Below are 24,083 nucleotides of genomic sequence, written 5' to 3' on the forward strand. Positions count from 1 at the left end.
CTGGCGAAAAAAGAGCACTTCGTAGTGCTCTTCGAAGGCGTCTAATCCAACACTTTAGCATCATTGGCTTTATTCAGCAGTGCCCTACTTTGACGCAAAAACTGGTCGCTGGCATCGCTAAAGAAGTGTTTGGCCTGATTGAAAGCCTCAATCAAGGCTTCTTTGTCTTTATCTCTGAGCATGCAAAGCGTCTGCTCATAGGTGTTCTGATACGCCTCTAGCAAAGGCTCTACTCGGTCAAATTGAGCGAGCATAATATCGCTGTATAACTCAGGGCTTTGGGCGAATAAGCGCCCTACCATCATAAGTTCGAGCTGATAAATAGGTGATGAGCAGTCGCGGATTTCTTGTAAACTGTGTTCTTGTCGAGCTAGGAACTGGCCGTAAACAAAGGTGGTTAAGTGGCGCATCACCTGAATGATCTGCATTGCCTCATCGTGTTTACGCGCGCTCATTTGCACTAGCTGACACCCCCACACTTTTAACTGCGCAGTCAAAGCATGCGCAGCTTTGCTTGGTCGGCCAGGGCACACCACCACCGTTTGTTTAACCCAATGACTGATATCTGGGCCAAACATCGGGTGTAAGCCCAACACTGGCCCTGTATGTTTGCGCTTAAGCGCGGCTAGCGGCTTTTCTTTTACAGAGGTAATGTCTACTAGCAATGCGTCGTCATCAAGCTTAGGGAGCGATTCAACAACTTTATCGACGGCATTAATAGGCACACTGACTATTACACACTTTGCCCCGTTAATTAGTTGCTCCGCGAGCCCCTGCTGTTGCTCTTCTTTATCAAGAATACGAACTTCAACACCGCTTCGCTGTAATTGCTTGGCAAATAGTTGCCCCATTGCACCACGACCACCAACAATCACAACTGGGCTGAGCTCAGGACAAACACAAGCTAACTCGCTTTGTTGATTTTGATAGGCCTCTCTCATCATGCGACGCAAGATATCTTCAACTAAATCGGGGTTAACGCCTTGTTCTTCTGCTTGTTCGCGCCTAGCTGCTATTAATTTGGCTTCTCTATCTGGCGCATGGAGTGGCTCGCCATAGCGTTGCTTCACTTTACCAACTTGCTCGGTAATGCGATTTCGTTGTGCTAAAAGACGGACTAATTCACTGTCGCAGGCATCTATCTCACTGCGTAATTGGGCTAACTGCTGCTCGGCTGACATAGTGTAAACTTAGAATTACATAAGGTAAATTATTAATTACACCGATACTAACATATTAAAAAGGGAAAAAAAGGGGGAAACTGGTTGGCTCTGTTGATTGACCGAGGTGGCAGCGCTAAAACTTGATGCTTTGTATCAAGCTACCATATATTCTCGCTTTTAGAGATTTTCAAAACCAAAACGGGCCAGCTATTACTAGCTGGCCCGTTTTTTCACGTTTTAGTAAAACGCGCGTATTAATTAAGTTTTTCTTTAATACGTGCAGATTTACCAGAACGCTCACGCAAGTAGTAAAGCTTAGCGCGACGAACCGCACCACGGCGTTTAACTGCAATGCTGCTAACAAGAGGGCTGTGCGTTTGGAATACACGCTCAACGCCTTCACCGCTCGAGATTTTACGAACTGTGAATGCAGAGTGTAGGCCACGGTTACGCTTAGCGATTACAACACCTTCAAAGGCCTGTAGACGCTCTTTTTCACCTTCTTTTACACGTACCTGTACAACAACTGTGTCACCAGCGCCGAACGCAGGTACGTCTTGCTTAAGCTGTTCAGCTTCAAGCTCTTTAATAATATTTTGGTTTACTTTTGCCATTTTATTTCTCACTTTCCTAGGTGTAACTGTCTTCTAGCCACAAGCTATTCTGTTTCTTGCTGATATTCAGCAAGTAAACTTGCTTGCTCCTCAGTCAGAGCTAGGTTTTGCAACAAGTCTGGACGTCTTGTCCAAGTCCTTCCGAGTGACTGCTTAAGCCGCCATTTCGCAATTTCTTGGTGGTTACCACTTAGTAAAACTGGTGGAACCGATTTACCATCCAATATTTCTGGCCGAGTATAGTGTGGACAATCAAGCAAGCCATCCGAAAATGAGTCTTGCTCAGCCGACTGGTTATGACCTAACACCCCTGGCACTAATCGCGCTACTGCGTCAATTAATGTCATGGCCGGTAGTTCACCACCGCTGAGGATAAAATCCCCAATCGACCATTCTTCATCGATATAGGACTCGATGATCCGTTCATCTATACCTTCGTAACGACCAGCTACTAAAATCAGTTTGTCGCTAAGAGCAAGCTCTTGAGCGCCTTGCTGATCTAGCTTTCGCCCTTGAGGCGACATATAAATTACTTTGGCTCCCTCGCCCGCAGCGGCTTTGGCATCGAGTATGGCTTGCTTTAATGGTTCAACCATCATCAACATGCCTGGACCACCGCCATAAGGGCGATCATCCACTGTCCGATGCTTATCCGTTGCGTAATCGCGTGGATTCCAACAGTGAAAGTCGATTAAACCGCGTTTCACTGCTCGGCCTGTAACGCCTTGTTCAGTAATAGCTGAAAACATCTCGGGGAATAGAGTAATAACCCCAACCCATAAAGGTGCTTGCGCCATTAAAAACCTGGGTCCCAGTCCACAGTAATTTGGCGAGCTTCATGGTCCACACTCTGAATAACCGAATCGGTTAAAAATGGGATTAAACGCTCACCTTTGCCAAACGCATCTTTGCTATTTGCTTTCACAACTAGCACGTCGTTTGAGCCTGTCTCCATCAAGTCATCAACTTGGCCTAAGTCATAACCTTTATCGGTTACAACAGCCATGCCGATGAGATCTCGCCAATAGAACTCACCATCAGGCAGTTCTGGAAGCTGCGCCGCATTTACAGAAATTTCCACATTGGTAAAAGCCATTGCTTGGTCTCTGTCGTTTACTTGCGCGAACTTGGCGATAAAGCCTTTGTTGTGGCGACGCCAGTCACTCACTTCAAAGGTTTGCCATTTACCTTGTTGCCCTATCAACCATGGGCTGAAATCGAAGATCCCTTCGGGATCATCAGTAAATGAATGCACCTTAAGCCAACCCTTAATCCCATACGGGGCTCCGAGTTTACCAACGACAATTGTAGAGGCTTGCTCTTGTTGACTCATGGTTACACTTACGCCTATTAAGCCGCTTTACGAGCGTCTTTAACTAACTTAGCTACGCGATCTGTAAGAGATGCACCTTGACCTACCCAGTGATCAACACGAGATAAATCTAAACGTACTTTTTCTTCCTGACCTGCAGCGATTGGGTTAAAGAAACCAACTTTCTCGATGAAGCGACCGTCACGCGAGAAACGGCTATCCGCAACCACAATTTGATAGAAAGGACGCTTCTTAGCGCCACCACGTTGCAAACGAATAGTTACCATACCGTCCTCTAAATAGATTGACTGTTTTCATTAATAAGTTTACTTCCCCATAGAGGGAAGCTGGGGAATTGTACGAATTTTTTGCCACAATGCAAGTAAGAACTGCATTTAATCCTTTGTTTGTGTCGGTTAAATACTGATCTTTTGGGAGGATTTCCTGAGGATAGTGTGATTATTCATCCGCTTGTCTGTTTAAAATTAACGCAAAGAGGTGTGCATCGAAAAATTGCTGATTTTTACAAATTGCGTTCTTTAGTTGTCCTTCTTTGACGAATCCACATTTTTGCAGCACGTTAACTGAAGCATGATTGCCTTCAAAAACCATAGCAAATAAACGCACCCATTGGCTCGTTTCTACGACTTCTTCAATAAGCAAAGTCAGTGCTTTTTGGGCAAAACCTTGTCCCCAGTGTTCTTTGCCAAACCAATAACCTACTTCTGCACTATGTTGGTATTCATGCACGCCCGCGAGCGCACCAATGCAACCGACCAACTTGCCGTCGACTTGTACAGCGCGCGTAAGGCCTGCACATGAGCCTTCTTCCACCCACCAAGTGGCATCTTCATAGGTATAAGGAAAAGGTATCTTCGGTGACAAAAAGCGCTGCACATTCTCATCATTGAGCATGGCAACAAGTGAGTCGATATCTGCGTGGATAAAAGGACGAAGCGTCATTACACTATCTTTATTTGGCATAGCCGCTGCCTATGGCTGAAAAAGGCATCTCCAATTCTAGCTCTGGTACTTGCAGTCCTATCCACGCAGGAAAGGTATTACTATTTGGTCCGGGAAATAACGTATATTCATCGGCCCAAGGATAACGTTCCGCTGCTTCAGCTATTTTTGGGATAAGCTTTTGCGCTCGCTCTCCAGTAATAGAAAGAAACTTTTCTGGCTTAGCGCCATACCAATATCTATCAGGTGTGTCGGTTTTATAAATACGCAGAGCCTTGCGGCCTTTATCAACACCCCAACCTACTACCTCATACACAGTGTACTGTTGAGCGCCTTCTTCTTTGAGCGCAAACCAAGTGTGTACAGCGAACCAACCACGCCAACTGAATGCATCTGCTGCATAAAATTCGATAGCGGCTTGTGTTTGAGAAAGAGGGATAGCGATGCCTGCAGGTTCACGACTAGCAGTTCGCCAATCAGATTTGGCGCATCCAAACATAAAGAGTGCAAAAAAGGTAATTAAAATAACGCGACGCATAACGAACAATAAATGATGATGTCTGTATCACTATTCCACGAGCTGACAAGGTTTGCAAATCCATAAAAAAAGCGCGGTATAAACCGCGCTTCCATCGCTAAATTGCTTGTTAGAATTTCGGGCCGCCTGGTCCACCCATCATACCCGGTGGTAACATCCCTTTCATGCCGCGCATCATTTTCATCATGCCGCCTTTGCCTTTCATCTTCTTCATCATTTTCTGCATTTGCGTGAATTGCTTCAACAGCTTGTTGATTTCTTGCACTTGCGTACCTGAACCCGCAGCGATACGTTTTTTGCGAGAGCCTTTGATGATTTCTGGACGAGCACGCTCTTTTGCAGTCATGGAGTTAATAATAGCTTCCATTTGCACAAAGGTTTTATCACTCATTTGGCCTTTTACCGCATCAGGAAGGTTGTTCATGCCAGGCAATTTATCAAGCATGGACATCATACCGCCCATATTTTTCATCTGGCGTAATTGCTCAGCAAAGTCCTCTAAGGTAAAGCCATCGCCTTTAAATACTTTATCAGCAACTTTAGCGGCCTTCTCCTTGTCGACCTTCATCTCCACTTCTTCGATAAGTGACAACACGTCACCCATACCGAGAATACGTGATGCTACACGATCTGGGTGGAAAGGCTCTAAGGCATCTGTACGCTCACCTACACCGATAAACTTAATTGGCTTACCGGTGATGTGACGAATCGATAATGCAGCACCACCGCGTGCGTCACCATCTGTTTTAGTCAGAATGACACCTGACAAAGGCAGTGCTTCGTCAAAAGCTTTGGCTGTGTTCGCTGCATCTTGACCCGTCATGGAGTCAACAACAAAGAGTGTTTCAATCGGCTTAATAGCAGCGTGTAGCTCTTTAATTTCGTCCATCATGTCACTGTCGACATGCAAACGACCCGCTGTATCTACTAGCACCACATCAATGAATTTCTTCTTGGCATGGCTAATTGCACCCGTCGCGATATCTACTGGCTTTTGGCTGATATCACTTGGGAAAAATTCCACATCAACTTCAGCGGCAAGTGTTTCTAGCTGCTTAATCGCCGCTGGGCGATAGACATCAGCACTCACAACGAGTACAGATTTCTTTTTACGCTCTTTAAGGAATTTGGCGAGTTTACCAACACTGGTTGTCTTACCGGCACCTTGAAGACCCGCCATCATGACAACTGCTGGCGGCTGCGCATTGAGGTTCAGCTCTTCATTTGCTTCACCCATTGCCTTTTCAAGCTCTTCACGGACGATTTTAATGAAAACTTGACCTGGGCTTAGGCTCTTAGTTACTTCTGTACCTACTGCACGTTCTTTTACTTGTTTTACAAATTCACGTACAACAGGGAGCGCGACGTCGGCTTCAAGTAACGCCATACGCACTTCGCGCAGCGTTTCTTTAATATTGTCTTCGGTAAGACGGCCGCGGCCACTGATATTTTTTAGGGTCTTTCCTAATCGTTCCTGAAGGTTTTCAAACATCGCTATCGAGTCCGTTGCTACTTACATTTTTGCCGATTATAACTGAAAGCATGGGGCAAATCCCAGTAGCATCTGCAATGGATTCACATAATTAGATCTAGGCAAGCGTGTGCGCTTTACATACAATGTCCTTTTAAAGCATTCATTTAATCCCTTATAAAGGTCATTATGCTGATTACAGTTTTGACAATACTGAGTTGTGTTTTTTACGGTGCGGCGACTGCACACGTTTTGTCTCGCTTATTTCACGCCCAAGGACCTTCGCAAAAGGTTACCGTTATTCTCAGCACATTGGCTATTTTGACGCACATGGTGTTGCTGGTGAATTCGGTGTTCACCAGTGCAGGGCAAGATGTTAGTTTCGTTAATGTTTCCTTATTAACCTGTTGGGTTATCGTGCTCAGCGTAACGGCAGTTTCTTTGAAATTCCCTGCAACCTTGCTGTTGCCCGTAGTGTACGGCTTTGCGGCAATATTGTTGTTCGCAAGTTTATTTATGCCTCATCACATGATTGTGCAAAACATCCAGCTTGAAGTTGAGCTAGTGGCGCATATCTCGTTATCTCTGTTGGCGTATTGCGTGTTGATCATTGCGACACTCTACGCAGTCCAATTTTATTTCATCGACAAACGTTTAAAACGTAAAGATTTAGCGATTGTCTATAGCCACTTACCTCCTTTAATGGTGGTAGAGCGCCAGCTGTATCAACTTGTTACCGTGGGTACGGCTTTGCTCACAATCGCTATTGCGTCTGGGTTTATTTTTGTGGATTCAATGGTCAGTAAAGAATTTGCCCACAAGACGGTGCTGTCTGTTATCGCTTGGGCAGTATTTTTAGCCGTTGTGATTGGTCGTAAAACCCGCGGGTGGCGTGGCAAGTCTTCAGTTATCACTATCATGGTAGGCGCAGCTTTATTAACGCTCGCATACTTCGGAAGTCGCTTTGTACAAGAAGTGATTTTGCATCGTTTTTAATCATTTAATAATAACGACCAGCGACTAAACTTGACTCTGCGCGTTGAGTACCGCTTAATATACCCTGGTTTTTAACAAAAGGATCCCTCTTTGGACGACATATCGACGAGTACGTTATTTATAATTTTAATAGTGTTAATCGTACTCTCCGCTTATTTCTCGAGCTCAGAAACGGGTATGCTTTCGATCAACAAATATCGACTGCGCCACCTAGAAAAACACAATCACTCTGGTGCTAAACGTGTAAGTTCATTACTCAAACGTCCAGACCGTTTGATTGGCCTTATTCTGATTGGTAACAACCTTGTAAACATTGCAGCTTCATCGATCGCAACCATTGTTGGCATCCGATTGTTTGGCGATGTTGTAGGCCTTGCCGTGGCAACTTTTGGTTTAACCTTTATCTTGCTGGTTTTTGCAGAGGTAACACCAAAAACGATCGCAGCTTTGTACCCTGAGAAAATTGCCTTCCCAAGTTCGTTTATCCTGAAATATTTACTCAAGCTTACTCTACCGTTTGTTATGGCCTTGAACTGGATCACTAACGGCTTGTTGCGTTTGCTGGGCTTCAGCCCAGAGCAGGTTGAAGAGCACAGTTTAAGTAAGGAAGAATTAAAAACGGTAGTTAGCGAAGCAGGTGCAATGCTTCCTGCTGAACACAAAAGCATGTTGACCTCGATTCTAGATTTAGAGCAGGTCACTGTTGAAGACATCATGATCCCGCGTAATGAAATTAACGCCATTGATATCAATGATGATTGGAAAGTGATCAGCAAACAGCTCACGCAAATCCAACATACTCGTGTACTGCTGTATCGCGACCAGATTGATGACGCCGTGGGTTTTATTCATTCTCGTGACGCACTACGCCTACTTTCAAAAGAACAGTTCAACAAAGCATCTTTACTGCGTGCTGTACGTGAAATTTACTTCATTCCTGAAGGCACATCGCTAAATACTCAGCTGCATAAATTCCAACAAGTTAAAGAGCGAATCGGCCTTGTAGTAGACGAATATGGCGATATTCAAGGCTTAGTGACGCTTGAGGATATCCTTGAAGAAGTCGTAGGAGATTTCACCACAACGACAGCGCGTGCGCCAAGTGAAGAAGTGGATGTCCAAGCCGATGGTTCAGTGCTCGTGGAGGGCGGTGCCAACATTCGTGATCTGAATAAAGAGATGGGCTGGAAGCTTCCTATCGACGGCCCTAAGACCCTCAGCGGCTTGATTGTGGAATACCTCGAAGACATTCCAGACGCTAATTTGGGAATGAAAATCGCGGGTTATCCAATCGAAGTATTGGAAGTCAAAGAAAACATGATCAAACTTGTACGTGTTATTCCGCCTAAAAAGCGAAAAAAATCTTAGATTTAAACTCATCTCACCTGTTATCTGTGCTTTAATACTCTTTAGTCTCTAAAAAAGGAAAGCACAGATGACAGATATATCCCTCGAAAGTATCTATAACAAAGCCATCGAAATGCTGATGCAGTATGGCCCCAAGTTTATTTTGGCCTTAGTTGTTCTCGTTGTTGGTTGGTGGTTTATCGGCCGCGTCGCTAACATGACTGAAAAGTCCATGAATAAGATGAAGGTGGAGCCTGGTCTCACCCACTTCTTAGTCTCCTTTATAAGCGCTATCCTCAAGATTCTTTTGCTTATATCTGTCGCTTCGATGATTGGCGTAGAAACGACGTCGTTTATTGCTATGCTCGGTGCCGCAGGTTTAGCCGTAGGTATGGCGCTTCAAGGCAGCTTATCGAACTTTGCAGGGGGCGTGCTCATCCTATTCTTTAAACCGTTTAAAGTTGGTGACGTCATTGAAGCTCAAGGTCACATGGGTAAGGTGGTTGAGATTCAAATTTTTGTGACTGTGCTGCTTACTTACGACAACCAAAAAATCATTATTCCTAATGGTGCCCTTTCAAATGGAACGGTTAAGAACTTATTTGCTGAGGAAAACCGTCGTGTAGATATTGAGTTTGGTATCAGTTATGGCGATGACGTACATAAAGCCCGTGACGTCTTGATGTCAGTGCTGAAAGACTATGACATGGTACTAGAGGACCCTGAACCTGTTGTTCACGTGAGTCAGCATGGCGATAGCCACATTGGTATGCTGGTTTGGGCTTGGGTGAAATCTGAAAACTACTGGCCCGTTTATTTTGGTCTATATGAGCGCGTTAAAATCGCCTTTGACGAAGCAGATATCACCATCCCGTTCCCACAACGCGATGTGTATATTCACACTTTCCCGAATCAACCACAGTAACAACTTATTACGAGAAACGGCGCTTAAGCGCCGTTTTTTATCAATGTTAAGAAAATAATCGTTGGAACCAGCTTTTGTCTAAATCAGCTTCGCAACGTTTCAATTGCACGCCGTAGCGCCCCGCTCGACTTTTTACTTTATTAGCAACGGACATCAACCACTTTTTATTTTTATAGGTACCGCGCTTATAGCCGCCCCATCCTTCGTGATAATTCAGATATTGTGCATAGGCATCCCATTTAGACACACCATTGACTTGATGAGTTTTCCAAACAAACCACGCCATAAAGTCGATAGCATCGTCAAAATCATCACGATCTGCACCGCCATTACCCGTTTCGCGGATGTAATCGTCCCATGTCATGGTCTTCGCTTGCGAGTAGCCATACGCATCACTGGCACGCCCTACCGGGATAAAACCAAGGAAATACTCCATCGGAGGTGCTGCATCGTGCTTAAATGAACTTTCTTGGTACATCATGGCCATCAGCACATGCTTGGGGGAACCCCACTTTTCTTGGGCATCTTTTGCGTCAAAGTACCAATCTTCTTTTTCTTCAAAAATCTTACAAATATCATCAGGTTGCTTAGGGGGGGCCGTAGCACAACCGGTCATTATTGTAGTAACTAAGACAATTAAAGAAATTTTTTTCATTTTTTTTGAACTTACTCAATTTGCCTAGGTCTGAATATACGAATGCAGCAGTTTAGCATTGTTTCATCCCTGTAGAATAATTTGCGCGGCCACCTTAGCCGCGCTTTTTTTATGCCTGAAAATAGCTATCTAAAAACGCCTCAAAACTCACGCTATCAGCTTCTTCCAACTCTTTTTGAGCTTGTAAAGATTGTTGCGCTTTTGCTGTTAAATGCGCGTCATCAAAACTGTGGTATTGCCACTGTTGATGATTACTTAAATATTCTTTCGCTAGCGATAACGCAAAGGTGCCATTGTCAGAATTTGTTTCGAGCAACTTGGCCATGTAGCGTCCAGACGTAGTCTTCTCTGGTGATGAAACCCAGGTTGCCATATCACCAATGGTGTCACTGTAGTAACTTACGCCGTAGGCTTCGTCCATGTACTTGGCGACCAATTCAAGCTCAACAAAGATATCATTCGCCCATTGACGCAAGCTGACTTCTTGCTCACCACGCAGCAAGGTCAATTCAGGGTTGCGTCCTTCGTTAACGACACGGTCTAAATTTAACTGTGTTTGTTTTTGTTCATCCCAACTCATAGGCGCTGAGGCTTTCAACAGGCAGTATGTTAAAAACACATCCAAGAAGTGTATCTGCTCAATATCAATACCTGTATCTGCAAATGGGTTTACATCCAACGCGCGAATTTCAATGTACTCAATACCACCGCGTAACAAAGCTTCTGTAGGTTTTTCACCTGATTGTGCGTTACGCTTTGGTCTGATTGGCGAATAGAACTCATTTTCTATTTGCAGAATGTTCTTGTTGAGTTGTTGCGGTTGAGCCGCATGATAATCATCAAGATTTTGGTATAAATCTGATGGCAAGCTAATCGCTTTTTTAAGGCCATCAACATACTCGTCGAGAGAGTTATACATCACTCGCAAACTCGACTGCGCGCTGTTGGTATAACCCAAATCACCTAAACGTAACGCCGTACCATACTCAAGGTATAACGACCCCTTACCCAGCGACTTAAAGGGTAAGTCTGTTTCACGTCCTTCCAAGAAAGAGCGACACAAAGCAGGCGAAGCGCCAAATAGATAGCTTATAAGCCATAGCTCTCGCTTGAAATTGCGAATTAACCCCAGATAGCCTGCAGAAATAAAAGATTGTAAGTCTCCCTTGTCACCAGCTTGGCGTTGTAAGCTTTGCCATAAACTCTCAGGGAACGAGATATTAAAATGCACACCAGCTATCGCTTGCATCATACTGCCGTAGCGATTCTTTAACCCTTCTCGATACAAGGTTTTCATTCTACCGATATTTGAACTGCCAAATTGTGCCAGTGGAATTTCATCTTGGCTTTGGATGTAGCACGGCATACTGACTGGCCACAGCAATTCATTATCTAAGTTCGCGAGGGTGAACTTTTGCAAATCACGAAGCTGTGCCAAGGTTTCATTAGCGTCGGTACTAACCGGCGTGATGAACTCCAACAAAGCCTCAGAAAAGTCTGTCGTAATCATTGAATTAGTTAGTGCACTACCCACACTTTCTGGGTGGGGACGTGCCGATAAACCGCCGCTGTGATTTGTGCGCAACGCTTCACGCTCAACACCGCGTTGAATGCCAACGATAGCCCCTAGCTCTTCAGCTGTGCTAAGAGTGCTAAGTCGTTGCTTTAATTGTGTACAAGTCAAAAATTCTACCTCTAGCCAATAGGCCCAATTGTGTTGTTATGGGGTGCACAAATAAATACTCAAGACCAAGGCAATAAAATAACCTTTTCTTTGCTGTTATTTTGTTCGATTTGCTGATGTGCAAACCCTGCGGCACTCAACGGCATTGTTTTATGAGCTAAAACCAATTTGCCCTGTTGATACCACGAATAAATTCTCTGCAATTGCGCTTTATTTTTAACAACAAGCACACCTTTACCATTGACGCCCTGCAATTTAGCAGCCGCAATGATCTGTGCTTGTGACAAAGTTGGGATAGTAACAATACTGCTTTGCACTGAAAGCCCTTGCAAACAGCGCATTCCCACTTCCAAACCAACAACATCGATTAAGTAACGCTTGCTTGGATTACTGACAAATTCATCATAATCCATTTGCACAAATTTCCCGGCTAAGCCTGCAGGCAGTTCACTTCGCGTCACTGCAATTACTTGGTATCCCATATTTGCTGCAATTTGAATTGCTAACGAGCCAACCGTGCCATTTGCACCATTTACATACAAAGGCTGATTTTTTGGACAATCAAGTGAAGAAATAGCTTGGAATGCCGTCAATCCTGCCAAACAAAGACCGGATAACTGCGGTTCTATATTCGTATTATCTACTTTAATAAGCTCGTTTGATCGGGCTTTGGCATATTGTGCGTAGGTACCAGGCTGGGTGGCAAAACCTATCATACCAATGACGAAGTCTCCCTGCTTAAAACCCGTAACGTCAGAACCGCACTGCTCGACCTCGCCGAATAAGTCGTATCCGAGTACCAGTGGCAAGTTCCCTTTGTTTTGCTCTGCTGCAAAACCTATTCCGGCTCGTGTCTTAACATCAATGGGGTTAATTGCTGTACTGCGTACTTTAATAAGCATTTCATCTTTTTGAGGCTGCAGCATGGGGAGAGATATTGGTTTAAGCACACCCGGCTCACCAAAGGCATGAATTGCCATGGCTTGGTAGTCACTTTGCATAACTAGCACTTTAAGTTCGGTTCCTTTGCCTTATATTGACATTACCACAGCGCACAGACAATAAAAAAGGCGGCAAAAATGCCGCCTTTTAGTTATTTCTTATCAACTTATTTACTATTAAAAGTGAAGCCCTCGTCATCTGCATCGATACAAATGATATTTCCGGCCGTTAACTCCCCAGCCAAGAGCTTATGAGCAAGTGGGTTTTCAATAGCCTGCTGGATTGCGCGTTTGAGTGGGCGCGCTCCATAAACGGGATCAAAACCACTTTGTGCCAACTTCGCTAAGGCCGCATCTGTAACCTCAAGAATGTACCCTTTCTCAGTGAGACGCTCATAAAGCTTCGCTAATTGAATATCAGCGATTTGCTTGATGTGCTCGCTTGCTAAAGGATGGAACACCACGGTTTCATCAATGCGGTTAATAAACTCTGGACGGAACTGCTGCGCCAATACCGCCATTACTTTTTCTTTCAACAGAGCATAATCATTTTTGCTAGCTTGCTCCTGAATGACATCAGAACCCAAGTTGGAAGTCATGATAATCACAGTGTTCTTAAAGTCGACCGTGCGCCCTTGCCCGTCGGTTAAACGACCATCGTCCAGCACTTGCAGTAAAATGTTAAACACATCTGGATGCGCTTTTTCCACTTCATCGAGCAATACCACTGAATAGGGGCGACGACGAACTGCTTCGGTAAGGTATCCACCTTCTTCATAACCGACATAACCAGGAGGTGCTCCCACTAAACGCGCGACTGAGTGTTTTTCCATAAACTCGGACATATCAATGCGCACCATCGCATCTTCGGTATCAAACATAAGATGCGCTAAGGCTTTGGTCAGTTCTGTTTTACCCACACCTGTTGGCCCAAGGAATAGAAACGAGCCAATCGGGCGATTTGGATCAGCTAGCCCCGCGCGAGAGCGACGAATGGCATTTGCAACCGCGGTAACCGCTTCATCTTGACCAATCACGCGCTGATGAAGCTCATCTTCCATTTGTAGTAGTTTCTCACGCTCACCTTGGAGCATTTTTGCCACAGGAATACCCGTCCAGCGCGATAAGATTTCGGCAATTTCATCTTCTCCTACTTTATTACGCAGCAAACTCATATCCTGCATTTCTACTTGAGATGCTAAGTCTAACTTGCGCTCCAACTCAGGGATCCGGCCATACTGCAATTCAGACATACGCTGTAAGTCACCCGCTCGGCGCGCGACTTCTAAGTCTAATCTTGCTTGCTCTAGTTCAGCTTTAATGACTTGTGTACCTTGCAATGAGGCTTTCTCTGCATTCCACACCTCATCAAGCTCTGCATATTCAGACTCAAGTTCTTTAATAAGCTCTTGCATCTCTTCACGGCGCTTTTGTGAGGCTTCATCTTTTTCTTTGGCTAAGGCATTGTCTTCGAGCTTGAGCTGAATAATGCGACGTTCGAGGCGGTCCAATTGCTCCGGTTTAGAGTCAATCTGTAAACGAATTGACGAACCCGCTTCATCTATGAGGTCAATGGCTTTATCCGGTAATTGACGGTCACTGATGTATCGGTGCGACAAATTCGCCGCCGCAACAATGGCAGGATCTGTTATTTCAACCGAATGGTGTAATTCGTATCGTTCTTTCAGACCACGTAAAATAGCAATTGTGTCTTCTACACTTGGCTCTTGCACCAACACCTTCTGGAAGCGGCGCTCCAACGCTGCATCTTTTTCGATGTACTGGCGATACTCATCAAGGGTGGTGGCGCCAACGCAGTGCAATTCACCACGGGCTAAGGCAGGCTTGAGCATATTGCCCGCATCCATCGCACCGTCTGTTTTACCCGCACCCACCATAGTGTGGATTTCATCGATGAAGAGGATCACTTGTCCTTCTTCCTTTGCAAGCTCATTAAGCACGGACTTTAAACGCTCTTCAAATTCGCCACGATACTTCGCACCGGCCACCAAAGCGCCTAGGTCTAACGACAATACACGTTTATTCTTCAGACCCTCTGGCACTTCACCATTCACAATACGCTGTGCGAGCCCCTCGACTATGGCGGTTTTGCCGACGCCAGGCTCACCGATAAGCACGGGGTTGTTCTTGGTGCGACGCTGCAATACTTGAACCGTTCTACGGATTTCTTCATCACGACCTATTACAGGGTCTAATTTTCCCTGCTCTGCGCGTTCAGTTAAATCAATAGTGAATTTTTCGAGAGCTTGACGCGTTTCTTCCGCATTAGGGTCATCTACTTTTTGACCTCCACGGATTGCATCAATCGCTTTTTCAACCTTACTGGTCGTGATATTTAGCGCTTTGAATATATTGCCTAACGGCCCCTTGTCTTCACACGCAGCAAGGACGAATAATTCACTGGAGATGAATTTGTCTTTGCGTTTTTGCGCATACTTATCACAGAGGTTAAGCAACGAAACCATATTGTTTGAGAGTTGGACGTCACCACCAACGCCTTCCACTTTGAAAAGCTTCTCTATTTCTTGCGATAACTTGGTGTTTAGTTCATCGGCACTGACACCTGCTTGCACTAACAAAGCACGAATACTCGATCCGCTTTGCTGTAAAAGCGCATACATAAGGTGTACAGGCTCTATAAATTGATGATCGCGCCCGAGCGCCAAAGATTGAGCATCGGAAAGCGCTTGTTGAAATTTACTGGTAAATCTATCTAAACGCATGTGTCTGTTTCCACTAAAAAGTTCTATTACTTATTTAATGGGTGCTGGCACAGAATTGTTCAAGTTTAGATTAAAAAAAACAGTTTAAAATTTGCGCCAGATCACGGATGCCATTCTCCCAGTTTCACCATCGCGGCGATAGGAGAAGTACTTATCGTTGAGGGTATAGGTGCATTCACTTTGATTACTGACTGCTTTTACTCCTAGTCGATTGAGCTTTTGAGTTGCGATAAGCGCTAAGTCAGCGAGGTATTTGTCGCGATGTTTTTTAAAAGCCAATTCATGTTCAGCTGAGGATGCCAAAAATTGTGCCCTGACTTCAACGCCTACTTCAAAGGCCATCGGACCAATCGCAGGTCCTAGCCAAGCGGCTATCAAAGATGGTTTACTTTGAAATAAAGGTAATGCCTTCTCAATAATTCCACCGGCGAGAGAGCGCCAACCGCAATGCAGTGCAGCAACCTCAGTACCATCCTTACTTGCTAACAACACGGGCAAACAATCTGCTGTCATTATTGCTAGAGGCTGACCGACTAGATTGGTAAAAAGACCATCTGCTATGACGGTATCGGTTGAAGATTCATCGTTGACGATATGAATATCAGTACCGTGCACTTGTTGCACATAACGTGCTGGGTTGGGCAATAGCGAGTCTAAATGAGCGCGATTTTTTAAAACCTTGAGGGGATCGTCGCCGACATGTAGCCCAAGGTTAAAACTGCTATAAGGAGCAAGACTTGCTCCTTCACAGCGAGTACTTTGGCAAGCACCCACATTTGCGGGAGATTGCCAATTTGGTACGAACATAGATGAATGACTAGAACTCTTCATGACCGTTTTGCGCTGTATCAGCACGCAAAGCTTCTGTTAAGTCAATCATGTCTTGCGGTACTGGCGCTTGCCAACGCATTTGCTCACCTGTGATCGGGTGCGCAAGTTGCAATTTGATCGCATGCAACGCTTGGCGTTTAAAGCCACGAAGTGTAGTTAAAAACTCTTCTGATGCATTTTTAGGTGGGCGCGGACGACCACCATAAAACTGATCACCCACAAGCGGATGGCTAATATGCGCCATGTGCACACGGATTTGGTGTGTACGACCTGACTCGAGGCGAAGACGAAGACGCGTGTGCGCTCGGAACTTTTCAGCAACACGGAAATGCGTTACCGCTGGCTTACCAAATTGGGTAACAGCCATGTGAGTACGCTTAGTTGCGTGACGTCCGATAGGCGCATCAACCATGCCGCCGGCAGTCATCGTTCCGTAACAAATAGCTTCATATTCACGAGTAAAGTTTTCACGCTTTTGCAGCGCTGCTACCAAGTGAGTTTGCGCTGGAATCGTTTTGGCTACAACCATCAAACCTGTAGTGTCTTTATCAAGACGATGGACAATACCCGCGCGCGGTACATTCTCAATTTCAGGACAATGATGAAGTAAAGCATTGAGTACCGTACCATCTGGATTGCCGGCACCTGGGTGCACAACGAGACCAGCTGGTTTGTTGATTACTAAAATGTCGTCATCTTCGTAGACGATATTAAGTTCAATATCTTGTGCTTCGTATTCACGTGGAGCTTCAACCTGTGCCTCGATGCTTACCTGCTCACCACCTAACAATTTTTCTCTAGGGGTGTTTACGACAGTGCCATTTACATGCACCATGTCGTCTAAAATCCAAGTTTTTATGCGCGAGCGCGAATAATCTGGGAACAATTGCGCCAGAATTTGGTCTAGACGTTTACCGCCCAGCTCTACGGGAACCTCTGCACTGAGGAAAATTTGTTCTGCCATAAGCAAGTTTTACCTAATTTACCAGTGCAAGGTCTGCTTGACTGGGTTAGAATCGCATAATTCGCATAGTTTACTCGGTTTTACCTACTTGGCCTAGCCAAAGACAACTAAGGTACCTAATTAATGATAAATAAAATAAGTAAACGGGCACTAGCAGTCGTATTTACGGCCTCCTTACTTAGCGCATGTTCATCAGCACCAGAGCAAGAAGAAATAGAAAAAGTGCCTAACAAGTCAGCGCAAGCTCTGTACGAAGAAGCCCGTGAGACGCTGGATTCAGCTTTATATGCTCGTGCTATCGAGCTTCTTTCGGCCATTGACGCACGTTACCCATTTGGTCCATTTTCAAAACAAGTGCAAATGGATTTAGTGTATGCCTACTTCCAAACAGGTAATACAGAACAAGCTCTTGCAACGATCGATCGTTTTATTCGTCTGAATCCAAACCACAAAGACTTAGACTACATGTACTACATGCGTGGTCTGGTGAATATCAAAGCAGATAAAAATGCGTTCCAAGAATATTTTGGTGTAGACCGTGCTGACCGTGACGCTCAGCGTACCCGTGTAGCCTTTAAAGATTTGTCCACTTTAGTTAATAACTACCCAGACAGTAAATATGCGCCTGAAGCAAAGCGCAGACTGGTTTGGTTGCTGAACAAGATGGCCCGTAATGAGCTAAAAGTAGCTGAATATTATTATGAGCGCGAGGCATATTTGGCCGCAGCTAACCGCGGTAAATATGTGTTAGAGCACTTCTCACAAAGCAGTTACTTAGAACCTGCGCTGGAAATGATGGTAAAAAGTTATGAAAAGCTTGGGTTAACAGATATGGCTGAGCATGCTCGCCAAACTCTGGCGGTTAACAAAACCAATCGCTAAGTAGCAACAAAGAAAAACCCGATGTACAACATCGGGTTTTTTTGTGGGAAAAATTAGTGGCGATTAAATCGCATCCTCATCTTCTTCTTGTGTACGTATACGTACCACACGTTCTACTTCGGTCACGAAAATCTTACCGTCACCGATTTTACCTGTCTGTGCCGTTTTAATGATTACTTCAATTGCGCGGTCAACATCTTCATCTGCAAGTACAATATCTAATTTTACCTTAGGTAAGAAATCAACCATGTACTCTGCACCGCGGTATAGTTCTGTGTGACCTTTTTGACGCCCGAACCCTTTTACTTCACATACAGTCATACCTGTAATGCCCACTTCTGACAGGGCTTCACGTACGTCGTCTAATTTAAATGGTTTGATGATGGCTTCTATCTTTTTCATTGTCTTTATTTTGCTCTGGCAGGTGCGCCGATTTTAGTCAATTGTTCGCCATGAAGCAAACTTCAAAAAGGGTGACTAATGCGTTAATGGTGTTAAAATTAATATAATGACACCAACAGGACGATGTTATGAAAACCTGTCAACAATCAAATAATAAGGGATTTACCCTTCTTGAGTTGATGCTCACCTTAGCTATTGCATCAATTCTTATAGGGATAGCGCTGTTCAATACTACAGAGCTTACCACGCGTGAAAAAGCAAATAACTTCGCTGCAGAGTTCAAACGACACACTAAGTTTGCTCGCTCAAAAGCAATTACCACGGGGGATCCTGTGATCATGTGTGCGATGTCTAATCCTGGCGCTACTGGCGCATGCCAGAACAGTTGGCAAACAGGAACGATCGTGATTTTCTCGGACGTCAACAACAATCAGAGCTTTGACTCAAGCGAAGATATTCTATTGCGCAGCGTTTCAAACCTAGTTACTGGCAGTAAATTAGTGCATAACGGTGGAGCAACTAATATTCGGTTCAACCAGCAAGGTCTTGTCACCGCTGGTCAAGATGGGTTATTTATCTTTTGTCCCAAGGGGGATAATAGCTTCAACGTAGCAGTAGAAATTCTCGACTCTGGTACTGTTCGTTCACGTGGGAAAACTAATTTAGCTTGCGGATAATGCATTTTAGCCTAAGCTTAAAGGACCCAAAAAAGGACCGGAACTTCATGGATGAAGATATGTCACCCTCGCTTACATTACGGTAGCTATGGCTTTACAATCGTTGAGTTAGTTACAGCGGTAACTATTATGGGTATTTTAACCTTAGTTGGTTTGTACTACCTCCAAGATTTAGGGCCGCAAAATCGTCGCTCTAACTATATAACAAGACTAAATACCAATCTGTTTTCTGCAAGAGCCTACGCTATATATAACAACCACAATATCACGATTTGCCCTTCTATTAACGAGCAGTGTGTAACTAATTGGCAAAACGACATCATGGTGTTTATTGACATGGATAATAATCAAAACAGAGGCACTGACGAGCAAATTTTAAGAATATTAGAGATGCCGAGTGCTGGTGATACGATTTCATACCCCAGAAACGCTCTTACATTTCGACCAACAGGAGCATTAGCAGGCTTTCAAAGTGGAAGTTTTATTTATTGTTCAGTGGATACAAAGCTTAACAAGCCTGCCAAACGAATTGTAGTAAGCCAGGCAGGCCGATTAAGAGTGAAACTCGATAGCAATAAATGCTAACGCAGTTTCGTTTTGTCTAATTTCTGTGCTTCGATGTTAATGAACTGTTCAGTCCGAGGAACACATTCCTTCACCTCCAGTACACTCTTTTTCTTTTGCTGTGGATACTTGTGACCTTCAAGAATAGCCGCCTCACGAGCGGCTTCTATACTGTCAGGCTTAACTTCAACATCAATCACAGCGTGCTTGTTATCTTCCAATAATGCATAACACTTAAAAGCGTTTAGCTTGCCAGCATTTACTGTACAGCTCATGCCAGCGAGAATAATAACTGCTAACCCGTTAATATATAAATGTTTCATATTCTACCTCTTCCAGCATGTATCTGCATCAGCGCTACCGGTAGAGCCTTTAACACCGGCTTCATTAATGGTAAATGACGTGCATTTACCATCTTGAAGAGCTATACCACCTGCAGCTGTGGCAGTGATTACAAAGCTCTGCCCATTCACTGCAGCTGCTAACGTATACAAACCTGATTCTGTTGTTGTGTTCACGCCGATATCAGCTAAAGAAGTTGTGTACTGACGATTGTCAGCAAAATACTGTTCTTCTTTATTTGCAGCGTTAAGGACCGCTGTCATCGCCTCAGAACGAGCACTACTAATTACAAACTCGGTATAACTTGGGTAGGCAATCGCAGCAAGAACGCCGACGATTGCGACTACTACCATCAACTCAATCAGTGTAAAGCCCTTATTATTATCCATTAATTAATTGCCTCTAATCTGTATATATAAGTCCTGTGAGTCTTGAAGCCAAAAGGATCTGGATCGCAATCTGCCATACCACATTCACCAGGTCGACCGTTCTCGTTGATGGATTTAGCTTTGATGGTACCCGTGCCATCTTCACCACCACCAACACCGATTAACAAGAACTGACTCTCATCTTCCTCTTCTGTTGTAGTTGGATCGTCAACCTTATCAAAAAATAACTGTGGTGTATCCGGCACACGATTACCAACATTAAATGTCAGGCTATTGTATATCTTTGCGCCATAGTGCAAGTGAAATGCATATAACAGACCCGCTCCACCGGTTAGCTTACAGTTTTCTAAGTCGTTGTCTGCCCCAGGGGTAAAGGTTGAAAAATATGCTACACCACCAACAACAGTTGCTGATGACAGAGCCTTCTCAGTAGGTCCAAGTGTATAACGCCACCCTTTAAAGTTTGAAAAATCTTTTTCAAGTTCTAAAAATGCATCGGCATTATCAAGCGCAGCACTGAAAGGATCTGCAGATATGTCCTTCAAATCACCAATGTTGATCACGTCCGGAGTATTTTCAACAGTAAATGATTGTGTAATGGTGTTTTCATCTCGGATCATGAAAAGATAATCCTGCTCGGTATCATCAAGAGGGTGAGCTCGGTTACCGCTACCTACGACTACAGCTTCGTAAGGGCGATTTTCTCTTACTACCTGAGATGAAGACTGGCCATCAATATCTGTAGTAATTTCAGTCACCTGACTAAAGAAGGTTCTTGCAACTGCAGGTTCATAAAAGAATTTCCTGTCACGATTTAAACCACCTAGATCAGCAAGTTCAAATACAGTCCATGGCTCAGAACCAGTTGGGTCTGAACTAGGCATGTCGAAGCGCCAAATATGACCACCTGTATCTGCCGCATACATACGATCTGTAAAACCGTCGTAATTCGAATCCAATAACTCAATTGATCCAGGAATACTGTCTTGACCAGGGAAAGGTGTATTAGAGCCACCACCAGCTGACTCAGTAAATGCCCAAACTAAATCACCGGTTTCCGCATCAAGGATATACACTCCTCGACCTACACCGTCAGCTGATGCACTGCTGTCTTTGTTGGTATCGTACCCTGCACCGACCACTAACACAGGTTTGTTGCCATGTTTTCTAATGAATGTCACTTTTGGCTGAGACCACGTCTGCCCTAATTCGCCCAATCCAGGACTTTGGCTATTTTTATGCCATAGTAAACGTGGTGTAGAGGGAGTACTTAAATCAAATGCATAGTAAGAATCACCACCACGGCGCATACCGATGAACACCCACACACGGTCTGTTGAATCAACTACACCGTTTTGGTTCTTATCATCAAAATACATGCTCGCCGAACCATCGATTCCATATACTTTTGAACCAGGAGTATTGTCTCTTAATGTCGATAAATTTCCATAGAGTTCGTATGGAATGAAGCTCCACTCTTCCGTCAACGTGTCATTGTAGTCTTTAAACACATGGAAAAATCCTCCATTTGTTCCAAACATCACACGTACAGACCCATCAGCATAGGTAACAGCTAACGGACGTGAATGAAGAGGGTCACCAAGAATGTCTTTACGGTTCTCAGAGGTATTGCCGTCATTATCATCATCGTCGACATCAATACCACGAGCCCATTTAATCATCTCATCAACTTCATCTTCGCTGACACCCAGCTTTCCTGCGAGTGCGCCTTTACTTCCTGCACGGCTAACAGCATTACCAACACTGAAGTTAGCGAGACCACCATTAGAGCCAACGTCTGAATAGACAGTCCTGCTCGATTGGCCAGACAGAACATAACCTGCGCCACCACTCAATACATCATTACCATCTTGCAAACCGGCTGGGCTCCAGAACGTAGTTGCAGTGTCTTTGATGTTTCCGTTTCCTTCCTCACTACTATCGATTGCAAGAGCACCCGTTGCATCGACTATTTCACTTCCTACAACCTTAAGTTTCTTCAAGTTACCGCCCCAACGAGCTCCTTCTGTTGGCAAAAACATTGCGTAATAAACAGAATTAAGCGTTTGGGTTCTATCGAAGTTGTTACTTGCAACCGAAGGTGCTGTAAACGAGCTTGAAGTCTCCAAGATAGAGACAAGAGATTCTCTGATAGCATCAGCTAGAGATATACCATCTCCAGCAAACTGGAAGGAACCACCACCTACTTCTGCCGCAGTTTCAAGTAGTTCTACAGGTGCGCCTTCGCCAAAACCAATCGTATAAAGTTCTACGTGTTGATCGCCATCGACACTTGTGTTGACGTCGTTGTTGTACATCCACTGAGATAAAACGGGCAAGTAACTACCGTCTTTAACCAGAGATACATCCGCATTCGGCAAGGACGCTATCTTTTCATCAGCGCTAGTATCAACCGTTGGCACACCATCAGTAATATAGATCACGCTCGAGTTAGCGGCGCAATCACTCGCTTTGAATGGCGTTTTATACGTGTTTCCTTGCCCATCAATCGTTGTATTGGCTTCGTCAAATGGTGGGGTATTACCCTGGTAATAAAATTCGAATCCACACGAATCTTCTCCTAGCAATGTACAGTCAACATCATCATCACCAAACATCACTGAGTTGCCGGCGTAAAAATTGTAAGCTTCAAATAACGTTTCACACAAAGGCGTATTCGTTTCACCTTCAATTGCATCTACAATACTTACAATGTTCTCGTCACTCTGACCGAAGCCTGCTACGATTCGGCCTCCATCACGCTTTCCTTCTTCAGGAAAGTTGAGATTGAAGAGCATTAAGGCAAAATCAACCCCCTCTGTTGCGCCTAATGTTTGACGAATAGCTTCTTTAGCAACCTCAATTTTCTTCTCTTCTACAAGGTTTGAGCTTTTATCGATATACCAACGAATATAGTTTGGTGAAAATAACGTTACGACTGTTGCATCAGAGAACTTCGCAATAAGGGAATTATATTCATCGGATGTTAGATCTCCTTTAGACTTATTTGAGTAACCAAAATAAGGGCGAGTATTGTTGTCATTTGAAAGCGACGGCATACCTTTGAGTTGAGAATCGCTTGCAGATGTATAGGTACGACCATTGGTCGCGACTTGCAAGTAACTGACGGTTCCATCCTTCGCAGTAAATTGATTGTTGGCATCATCGTTTAAGATATCATCTAAACAATCAACAGCGCTGTTCATGTTCGCACCGTTATCATTTTTTATCTTGGTCCATTCACCACTTTTACCCTTACCAGTGAACTCAAGCATTTTACCAGTATAAAAACCAAACTCTTCTATTGCAGCTTTGGCTGCATCGCAGCCATTTAGAAAGTCATTGAAGCGCTTAGCGTCACTTCTGTTTTCCAAATCGCTTAGTAGAATTTGATCAATTGGTTGGCCTACAGTATAAAAAATAAAGCCGTCGCCAAAACCATTACCAGCTCCAACGCCCTCATAATACTCATCTGGTTTATACCCTTCGGGGGTCTCAATACTCTCGTTCATACTCCCTGAGTTATCGAGAATAATCAGCACTTGTGGCTTTTTGGGCCCACTGACAAAGTTTTTACCAACGTAAAGCTCGATGTCTTCACCGTATGAATTGGTCGTTGCAAATACCAGTGCTGCAACAGCCAAGCTTTTAAAAAATTTCATAATTTCACCTATATTTG

23 protein-coding genes and 1 pseudogene are annotated in these 24,083 nt (G+C 44.3%); 6 read left to right on the forward strand and 18 right to left on the reverse strand.

What is annotated here, in order from left to right; all coding sequences use genetic code 11:
* Positions 1 to 41: 41 nt before the first annotated feature.
* The 8 genes and pseudogenes from tyrA to ffh form a co-directional block, all read right to left on the reverse strand.
* Positions 42 to 1,181 carry a bifunctional chorismate mutase/prephenate dehydrogenase gene (gene tyrA, locus V1358_RS03210; protein WP_347392569.1) on the reverse strand — a complete coding sequence of 380 codons (1,140 nt, stop codon included), beginning with the start codon at positions 1,179 to 1,181 and terminating at the stop codon, positions 42 to 44.
* A 236-nt stretch (positions 1,182 to 1,417) separates the two neighbouring features.
* The gene (gene rplS, locus V1358_RS03215) at positions 1,418 to 1,777 is read right to left on the reverse strand and encodes a 50S ribosomal protein L19 (protein ID WP_105190117.1); all 360 of its coding nucleotides are present in this window, start codon (positions 1,775 to 1,777) and stop codon (positions 1,418 to 1,420) included.
* Between the two features lie 33 nt (positions 1,778 to 1,810).
* Positions 1,811 to 2,574, reverse strand: a pseudogene (trmD, locus tag V1358_RS03220) (tRNA (guanosine(37)-N1)-methyltransferase TrmD).
* Positions 2,574 to 3,110: a ribosome maturation factor RimM gene (rimM, locus tag V1358_RS03225; RefSeq protein ID WP_347389001.1), complete on the reverse strand. Its 537-nt coding sequence runs from the start codon at positions 3,108 to 3,110 to the stop codon at positions 2,574 to 2,576. The pseudogene trmD and the gene rimM overlap by 1 nt, the downstream one beginning before the upstream one ends.
* Before the next feature lie 17 nt (positions 3,111 to 3,127).
* Positions 3,128 to 3,376, reverse strand: coding sequence for a 30S ribosomal protein S16 (rpsP, locus tag V1358_RS03230; protein ID WP_063700145.1), 249 nt, complete (start codon positions 3,374 to 3,376; stop codon positions 3,128 to 3,130).
* 172 nt (positions 3,377 to 3,548) lie between these two features.
* Positions 3,549 to 4,073 carry a GNAT family N-acetyltransferase gene (locus V1358_RS03235; RefSeq protein ID WP_347392571.1) on the reverse strand — a complete coding sequence of 175 codons (525 nt, stop codon included), beginning with the start codon at positions 4,071 to 4,073 and terminating at the stop codon, positions 3,549 to 3,551.
* Positions 4,063 to 4,590, reverse strand: a complete 528-nt coding sequence (locus V1358_RS03240; protein ID WP_347388999.1) for a DUF3750 domain-containing protein — start codon at positions 4,588 to 4,590, stop codon at positions 4,063 to 4,065. Before V1358_RS03240 ends, V1358_RS03235 begins: the two co-directional genes overlap by 11 nt.
* Before the next feature lie 109 nt (positions 4,591 to 4,699).
* Positions 4,700 to 6,082: a signal recognition particle protein gene (gene ffh, locus V1358_RS03245; protein ID WP_347388998.1), complete on the reverse strand. Its 1,383-nt coding sequence runs from the start codon at positions 6,080 to 6,082 to the stop codon at positions 4,700 to 4,702.
* 168 nt (positions 6,083 to 6,250) lie between these two features.
* Between ffh and V1358_RS03250 the strand changes: the two genes are divergently transcribed.
* The 3 genes from V1358_RS03250 to V1358_RS03260 all read left to right on the forward strand — a co-directional run bounded on the left by V1358_RS03250 (position 6,251) and on the right by V1358_RS03260 (position 9,329).
* Positions 6,251 to 7,057 (forward strand): cytochrome C assembly family protein, encoded by an 807-nt coding sequence (locus tag V1358_RS03250; RefSeq protein ID WP_347392572.1) that lies wholly within the window; start codon positions 6,251 to 6,253, stop codon positions 7,055 to 7,057.
* 90 nt (positions 7,058 to 7,147) lie between these two features.
* Positions 7,148 to 8,425, forward strand: coding sequence for an HlyC/CorC family transporter (locus V1358_RS03255; RefSeq protein ID WP_347392573.1), 1,278 nt, complete (start codon positions 7,148 to 7,150; stop codon positions 8,423 to 8,425).
* Between the two features lie 67 nt (positions 8,426 to 8,492).
* Entirely contained in the window at positions 8,493 to 9,329 is an 837-nt protein-coding gene (locus V1358_RS03260) for a mechanosensitive ion channel family protein (RefSeq protein ID WP_347388995.1), read from the forward strand.
* 46 nt (positions 9,330 to 9,375) lie between these two features.
* Here the strand turns inward: V1358_RS03260 and V1358_RS03265 are convergent, their stop codons facing one another.
* The 6 genes from V1358_RS03265 to rluD all read right to left on the reverse strand — a co-directional run bounded on the left by V1358_RS03265 (position 9,376) and on the right by rluD (position 17,148).
* Entirely contained in the window at positions 9,376 to 9,984 is a 609-nt protein-coding gene (locus tag V1358_RS03265; RefSeq protein WP_347388994.1) for a transglycosylase SLT domain-containing protein, read from the reverse strand.
* Between the two features lie 109 nt (positions 9,985 to 10,093).
* Entirely contained in the window at positions 10,094 to 11,668 is a 1,575-nt protein-coding gene (gshA, locus tag V1358_RS03270) for a glutamate--cysteine ligase (RefSeq protein ID WP_347392574.1), read from the reverse strand.
* Between the two features lie 59 nt (positions 11,669 to 11,727).
* On the reverse strand, positions 11,728 to 12,669 hold the full coding sequence (locus V1358_RS03275; protein ID WP_347392575.1) for an NADP-dependent oxidoreductase: 942 nt from the start codon (positions 12,667 to 12,669) through the stop codon (positions 11,728 to 11,730).
* A gap of 107 nt (positions 12,670 to 12,776) precedes the next feature.
* Positions 12,777 to 15,353: an ATP-dependent chaperone ClpB gene (gene clpB / locus V1358_RS03280; RefSeq protein ID WP_347392576.1), complete on the reverse strand. Its 2,577-nt coding sequence runs from the start codon at positions 15,351 to 15,353 to the stop codon at positions 12,777 to 12,779.
* A gap of 84 nt (positions 15,354 to 15,437) precedes the next feature.
* Positions 15,438 to 16,184, reverse strand: a complete 747-nt coding sequence (pgeF, locus tag V1358_RS03285; RefSeq protein WP_347392577.1) for a peptidoglycan editing factor PgeF — start codon at positions 16,182 to 16,184, stop codon at positions 15,438 to 15,440.
* Positions 16,171 to 17,148, reverse strand: a complete 978-nt coding sequence (rluD, locus tag V1358_RS03290; RefSeq protein ID WP_347392578.1) for a 23S rRNA pseudouridine(1911/1915/1917) synthase RluD — start codon at positions 17,146 to 17,148, stop codon at positions 16,171 to 16,173. Before rluD ends, pgeF begins: the two co-directional genes overlap by 14 nt.
* 123 nt (positions 17,149 to 17,271) lie before the next feature.
* Here rluD and V1358_RS03295 point away from each other — a divergent pair, with 123 nt between their 5' ends.
* On the forward strand, positions 17,272 to 18,030 hold the full coding sequence (locus tag V1358_RS03295; RefSeq protein WP_347388988.1) for an outer membrane protein assembly factor BamD: 759 nt from the start codon (positions 17,272 to 17,274) through the stop codon (positions 18,028 to 18,030).
* Positions 18,031 to 18,093: 63 nt separating this feature from the next.
* Here the strand turns inward: V1358_RS03295 and glnB are convergent, their stop codons facing one another.
* A complete protein-coding gene (gene glnB, locus V1358_RS03300) occupies positions 18,094 to 18,432 on the reverse strand; it encodes a nitrogen regulatory protein P-II (protein ID WP_347388987.1) in 339 nt (112 codons plus the stop codon).
* A gap of 128 nt (positions 18,433 to 18,560) precedes the next feature.
* On the opposite strand from glnB, the gene V1358_RS03305 reads away from it, so the two are divergent.
* Both V1358_RS03305 and V1358_RS03310 read left to right on the forward strand, forming a co-directional pair.
* Positions 18,561 to 19,109 (forward strand): GspH/FimT family pseudopilin, encoded by a 549-nt coding sequence (locus V1358_RS03305; RefSeq protein ID WP_347392579.1) that lies wholly within the window; start codon positions 18,561 to 18,563, stop codon positions 19,107 to 19,109.
* Positions 19,110 to 19,238: 129 nt separating this feature from the next.
* The gene (locus V1358_RS03310) at positions 19,239 to 19,694 is read left to right on the forward strand and encodes a GspH/FimT family pseudopilin (protein WP_347392580.1); all 456 of its coding nucleotides are present in this window, start codon (positions 19,239 to 19,241) and stop codon (positions 19,692 to 19,694) included.
* Here V1358_RS03310 and V1358_RS03315 read toward each other — a convergent pair.
* Genes V1358_RS03315 through V1358_RS03325 form a run of 3 tightly spaced genes read right to left on the reverse strand, consistent with a single transcriptional unit; the run spans position 19,691 to position 24,066 of the window.
* A complete protein-coding gene (locus V1358_RS03315; RefSeq protein WP_347392581.1) occupies positions 19,691 to 19,996 on the reverse strand; it encodes a hypothetical protein in 306 nt (101 codons plus the stop codon). The genes V1358_RS03310 and V1358_RS03315 overlap by 4 nt on opposite strands.
* Positions 19,997 to 19,999: 3 nt before the next feature.
* Positions 20,000 to 20,404 (reverse strand): type IV pilin protein, encoded by a 405-nt coding sequence (locus V1358_RS03320; protein WP_347392582.1) that lies wholly within the window; start codon positions 20,402 to 20,404, stop codon positions 20,000 to 20,002.
* Entirely contained in the window at positions 20,404 to 24,066 is a 3,663-nt protein-coding gene (locus V1358_RS03325) for a pilus assembly protein (RefSeq protein WP_347392583.1), read from the reverse strand. The genes V1358_RS03320 and V1358_RS03325 overlap by 1 nt, the downstream gene beginning before the upstream one ends.
* Positions 24,067 to 24,083: the final 17 nt, after the last annotated feature.

The sequence above is a fragment of the Pseudoalteromonas pernae genome, from assembly GCF_039831865.1.
Taxonomy (GTDB): domain Bacteria; phylum Pseudomonadota; class Gammaproteobacteria; order Enterobacterales; family Alteromonadaceae; genus Pseudoalteromonas; species Pseudoalteromonas pernae.

Excerpts from the sequence above, each read along its gene's own strand:
- ffh (WP_347388998.1), bottom strand. The coding sequence starts at position 6,082 with ATGTTTGAAAACCTTCAGGAACGATTAGGAAAGACCCTAAAAAATATC.
- V1358_RS03275 (WP_347392575.1), bottom strand. The coding sequence starts at position 12,669 with ATGCAAAGTGACTACCAAGCCATGGCAATTCATGCCTTTGGTGAGCCG.
- rplS (WP_105190117.1), bottom strand. The coding sequence starts at position 1,777 with ATGGCAAAAGTAAACCAAAATATTATTAAAGAGCTTGAAGCTGAACAG.
- rluD (WP_347392578.1), bottom strand. The coding sequence starts at position 17,148 with ATGGCAGAACAAATTTTCCTCAGTGCAGAGGTTCCCGTAGAGCTGGGC.
- V1358_RS03295 (WP_347388988.1), top strand. The coding sequence starts at position 17,272 with ATGATAAATAAAATAAGTAAACGGGCACTAGCAGTCGTATTTACGGCC.
- V1358_RS03260 (WP_347388995.1), top strand. The coding sequence starts at position 8,493 with ATGACAGATATATCCCTCGAAAGTATCTATAACAAAGCCATCGAAATG.
- V1358_RS03265 (WP_347388994.1), bottom strand. The coding sequence starts at position 9,984 with ATGAAAAAAATTTCTTTAATTGTCTTAGTTACTACAATAATGACCGGT.
- V1358_RS03310 (WP_347392580.1), top strand. The coding sequence starts at position 19,239 with ATGGGTATTTTAACCTTAGTTGGTTTGTACTACCTCCAAGATTTAGGG.
- rimM (WP_347389001.1), bottom strand. The coding sequence starts at position 3,110 with ATGAGTCAACAAGAGCAAGCCTCTACAATTGTCGTTGGTAAACTCGGA.
- V1358_RS03315 (WP_347392581.1), bottom strand. The coding sequence starts at position 19,996 with ATGAAACATTTATATATTAACGGGTTAGCAGTTATTATTCTCGCTGGC.
- V1358_RS03240 (WP_347388999.1), bottom strand. The coding sequence starts at position 4,590 with ATGCGTCGCGTTATTTTAATTACCTTTTTTGCACTCTTTATGTTTGGA.
- V1358_RS03325 (WP_347392583.1), bottom strand. The coding sequence starts at position 24,066 with ATGAAATTTTTTAAAAGCTTGGCTGTTGCAGCACTGGTATTTGCAACG.
- V1358_RS03250 (WP_347392572.1), top strand. The coding sequence starts at position 6,251 with ATGCTGATTACAGTTTTGACAATACTGAGTTGTGTTTTTTACGGTGCG.
- clpB (WP_347392576.1), bottom strand. The coding sequence starts at position 15,353 with ATGCGTTTAGATAGATTTACCAGTAAATTTCAACAAGCGCTTTCCGAT.
- rpsP (WP_063700145.1), bottom strand. The coding sequence starts at position 3,376 with ATGGTAACTATTCGTTTGCAACGTGGTGGCGCTAAGAAGCGTCCTTTC.
- V1358_RS03320 (WP_347392582.1), bottom strand. The coding sequence starts at position 20,404 with ATGGATAATAATAAGGGCTTTACACTGATTGAGTTGATGGTAGTAGTC.
- glnB (WP_347388987.1), bottom strand. The coding sequence starts at position 18,432 with ATGAAAAAGATAGAAGCCATCATCAAACCATTTAAATTAGACGACGTA.
- V1358_RS03235 (WP_347392571.1), bottom strand. The coding sequence starts at position 4,073 with ATGCCAAATAAAGATAGTGTAATGACGCTTCGTCCTTTTATCCACGCA.
- V1358_RS03305 (WP_347392579.1), top strand. The coding sequence starts at position 18,561 with ATGAAAACCTGTCAACAATCAAATAATAAGGGATTTACCCTTCTTGAG.
- pgeF (WP_347392577.1), bottom strand. The coding sequence starts at position 16,184 with ATGAAGAGTTCTAGTCATTCATCTATGTTCGTACCAAATTGGCAATCT.
- tyrA (WP_347392569.1), bottom strand. The coding sequence starts at position 1,181 with ATGTCAGCCGAGCAGCAGTTAGCCCAATTACGCAGTGAGATAGATGCC.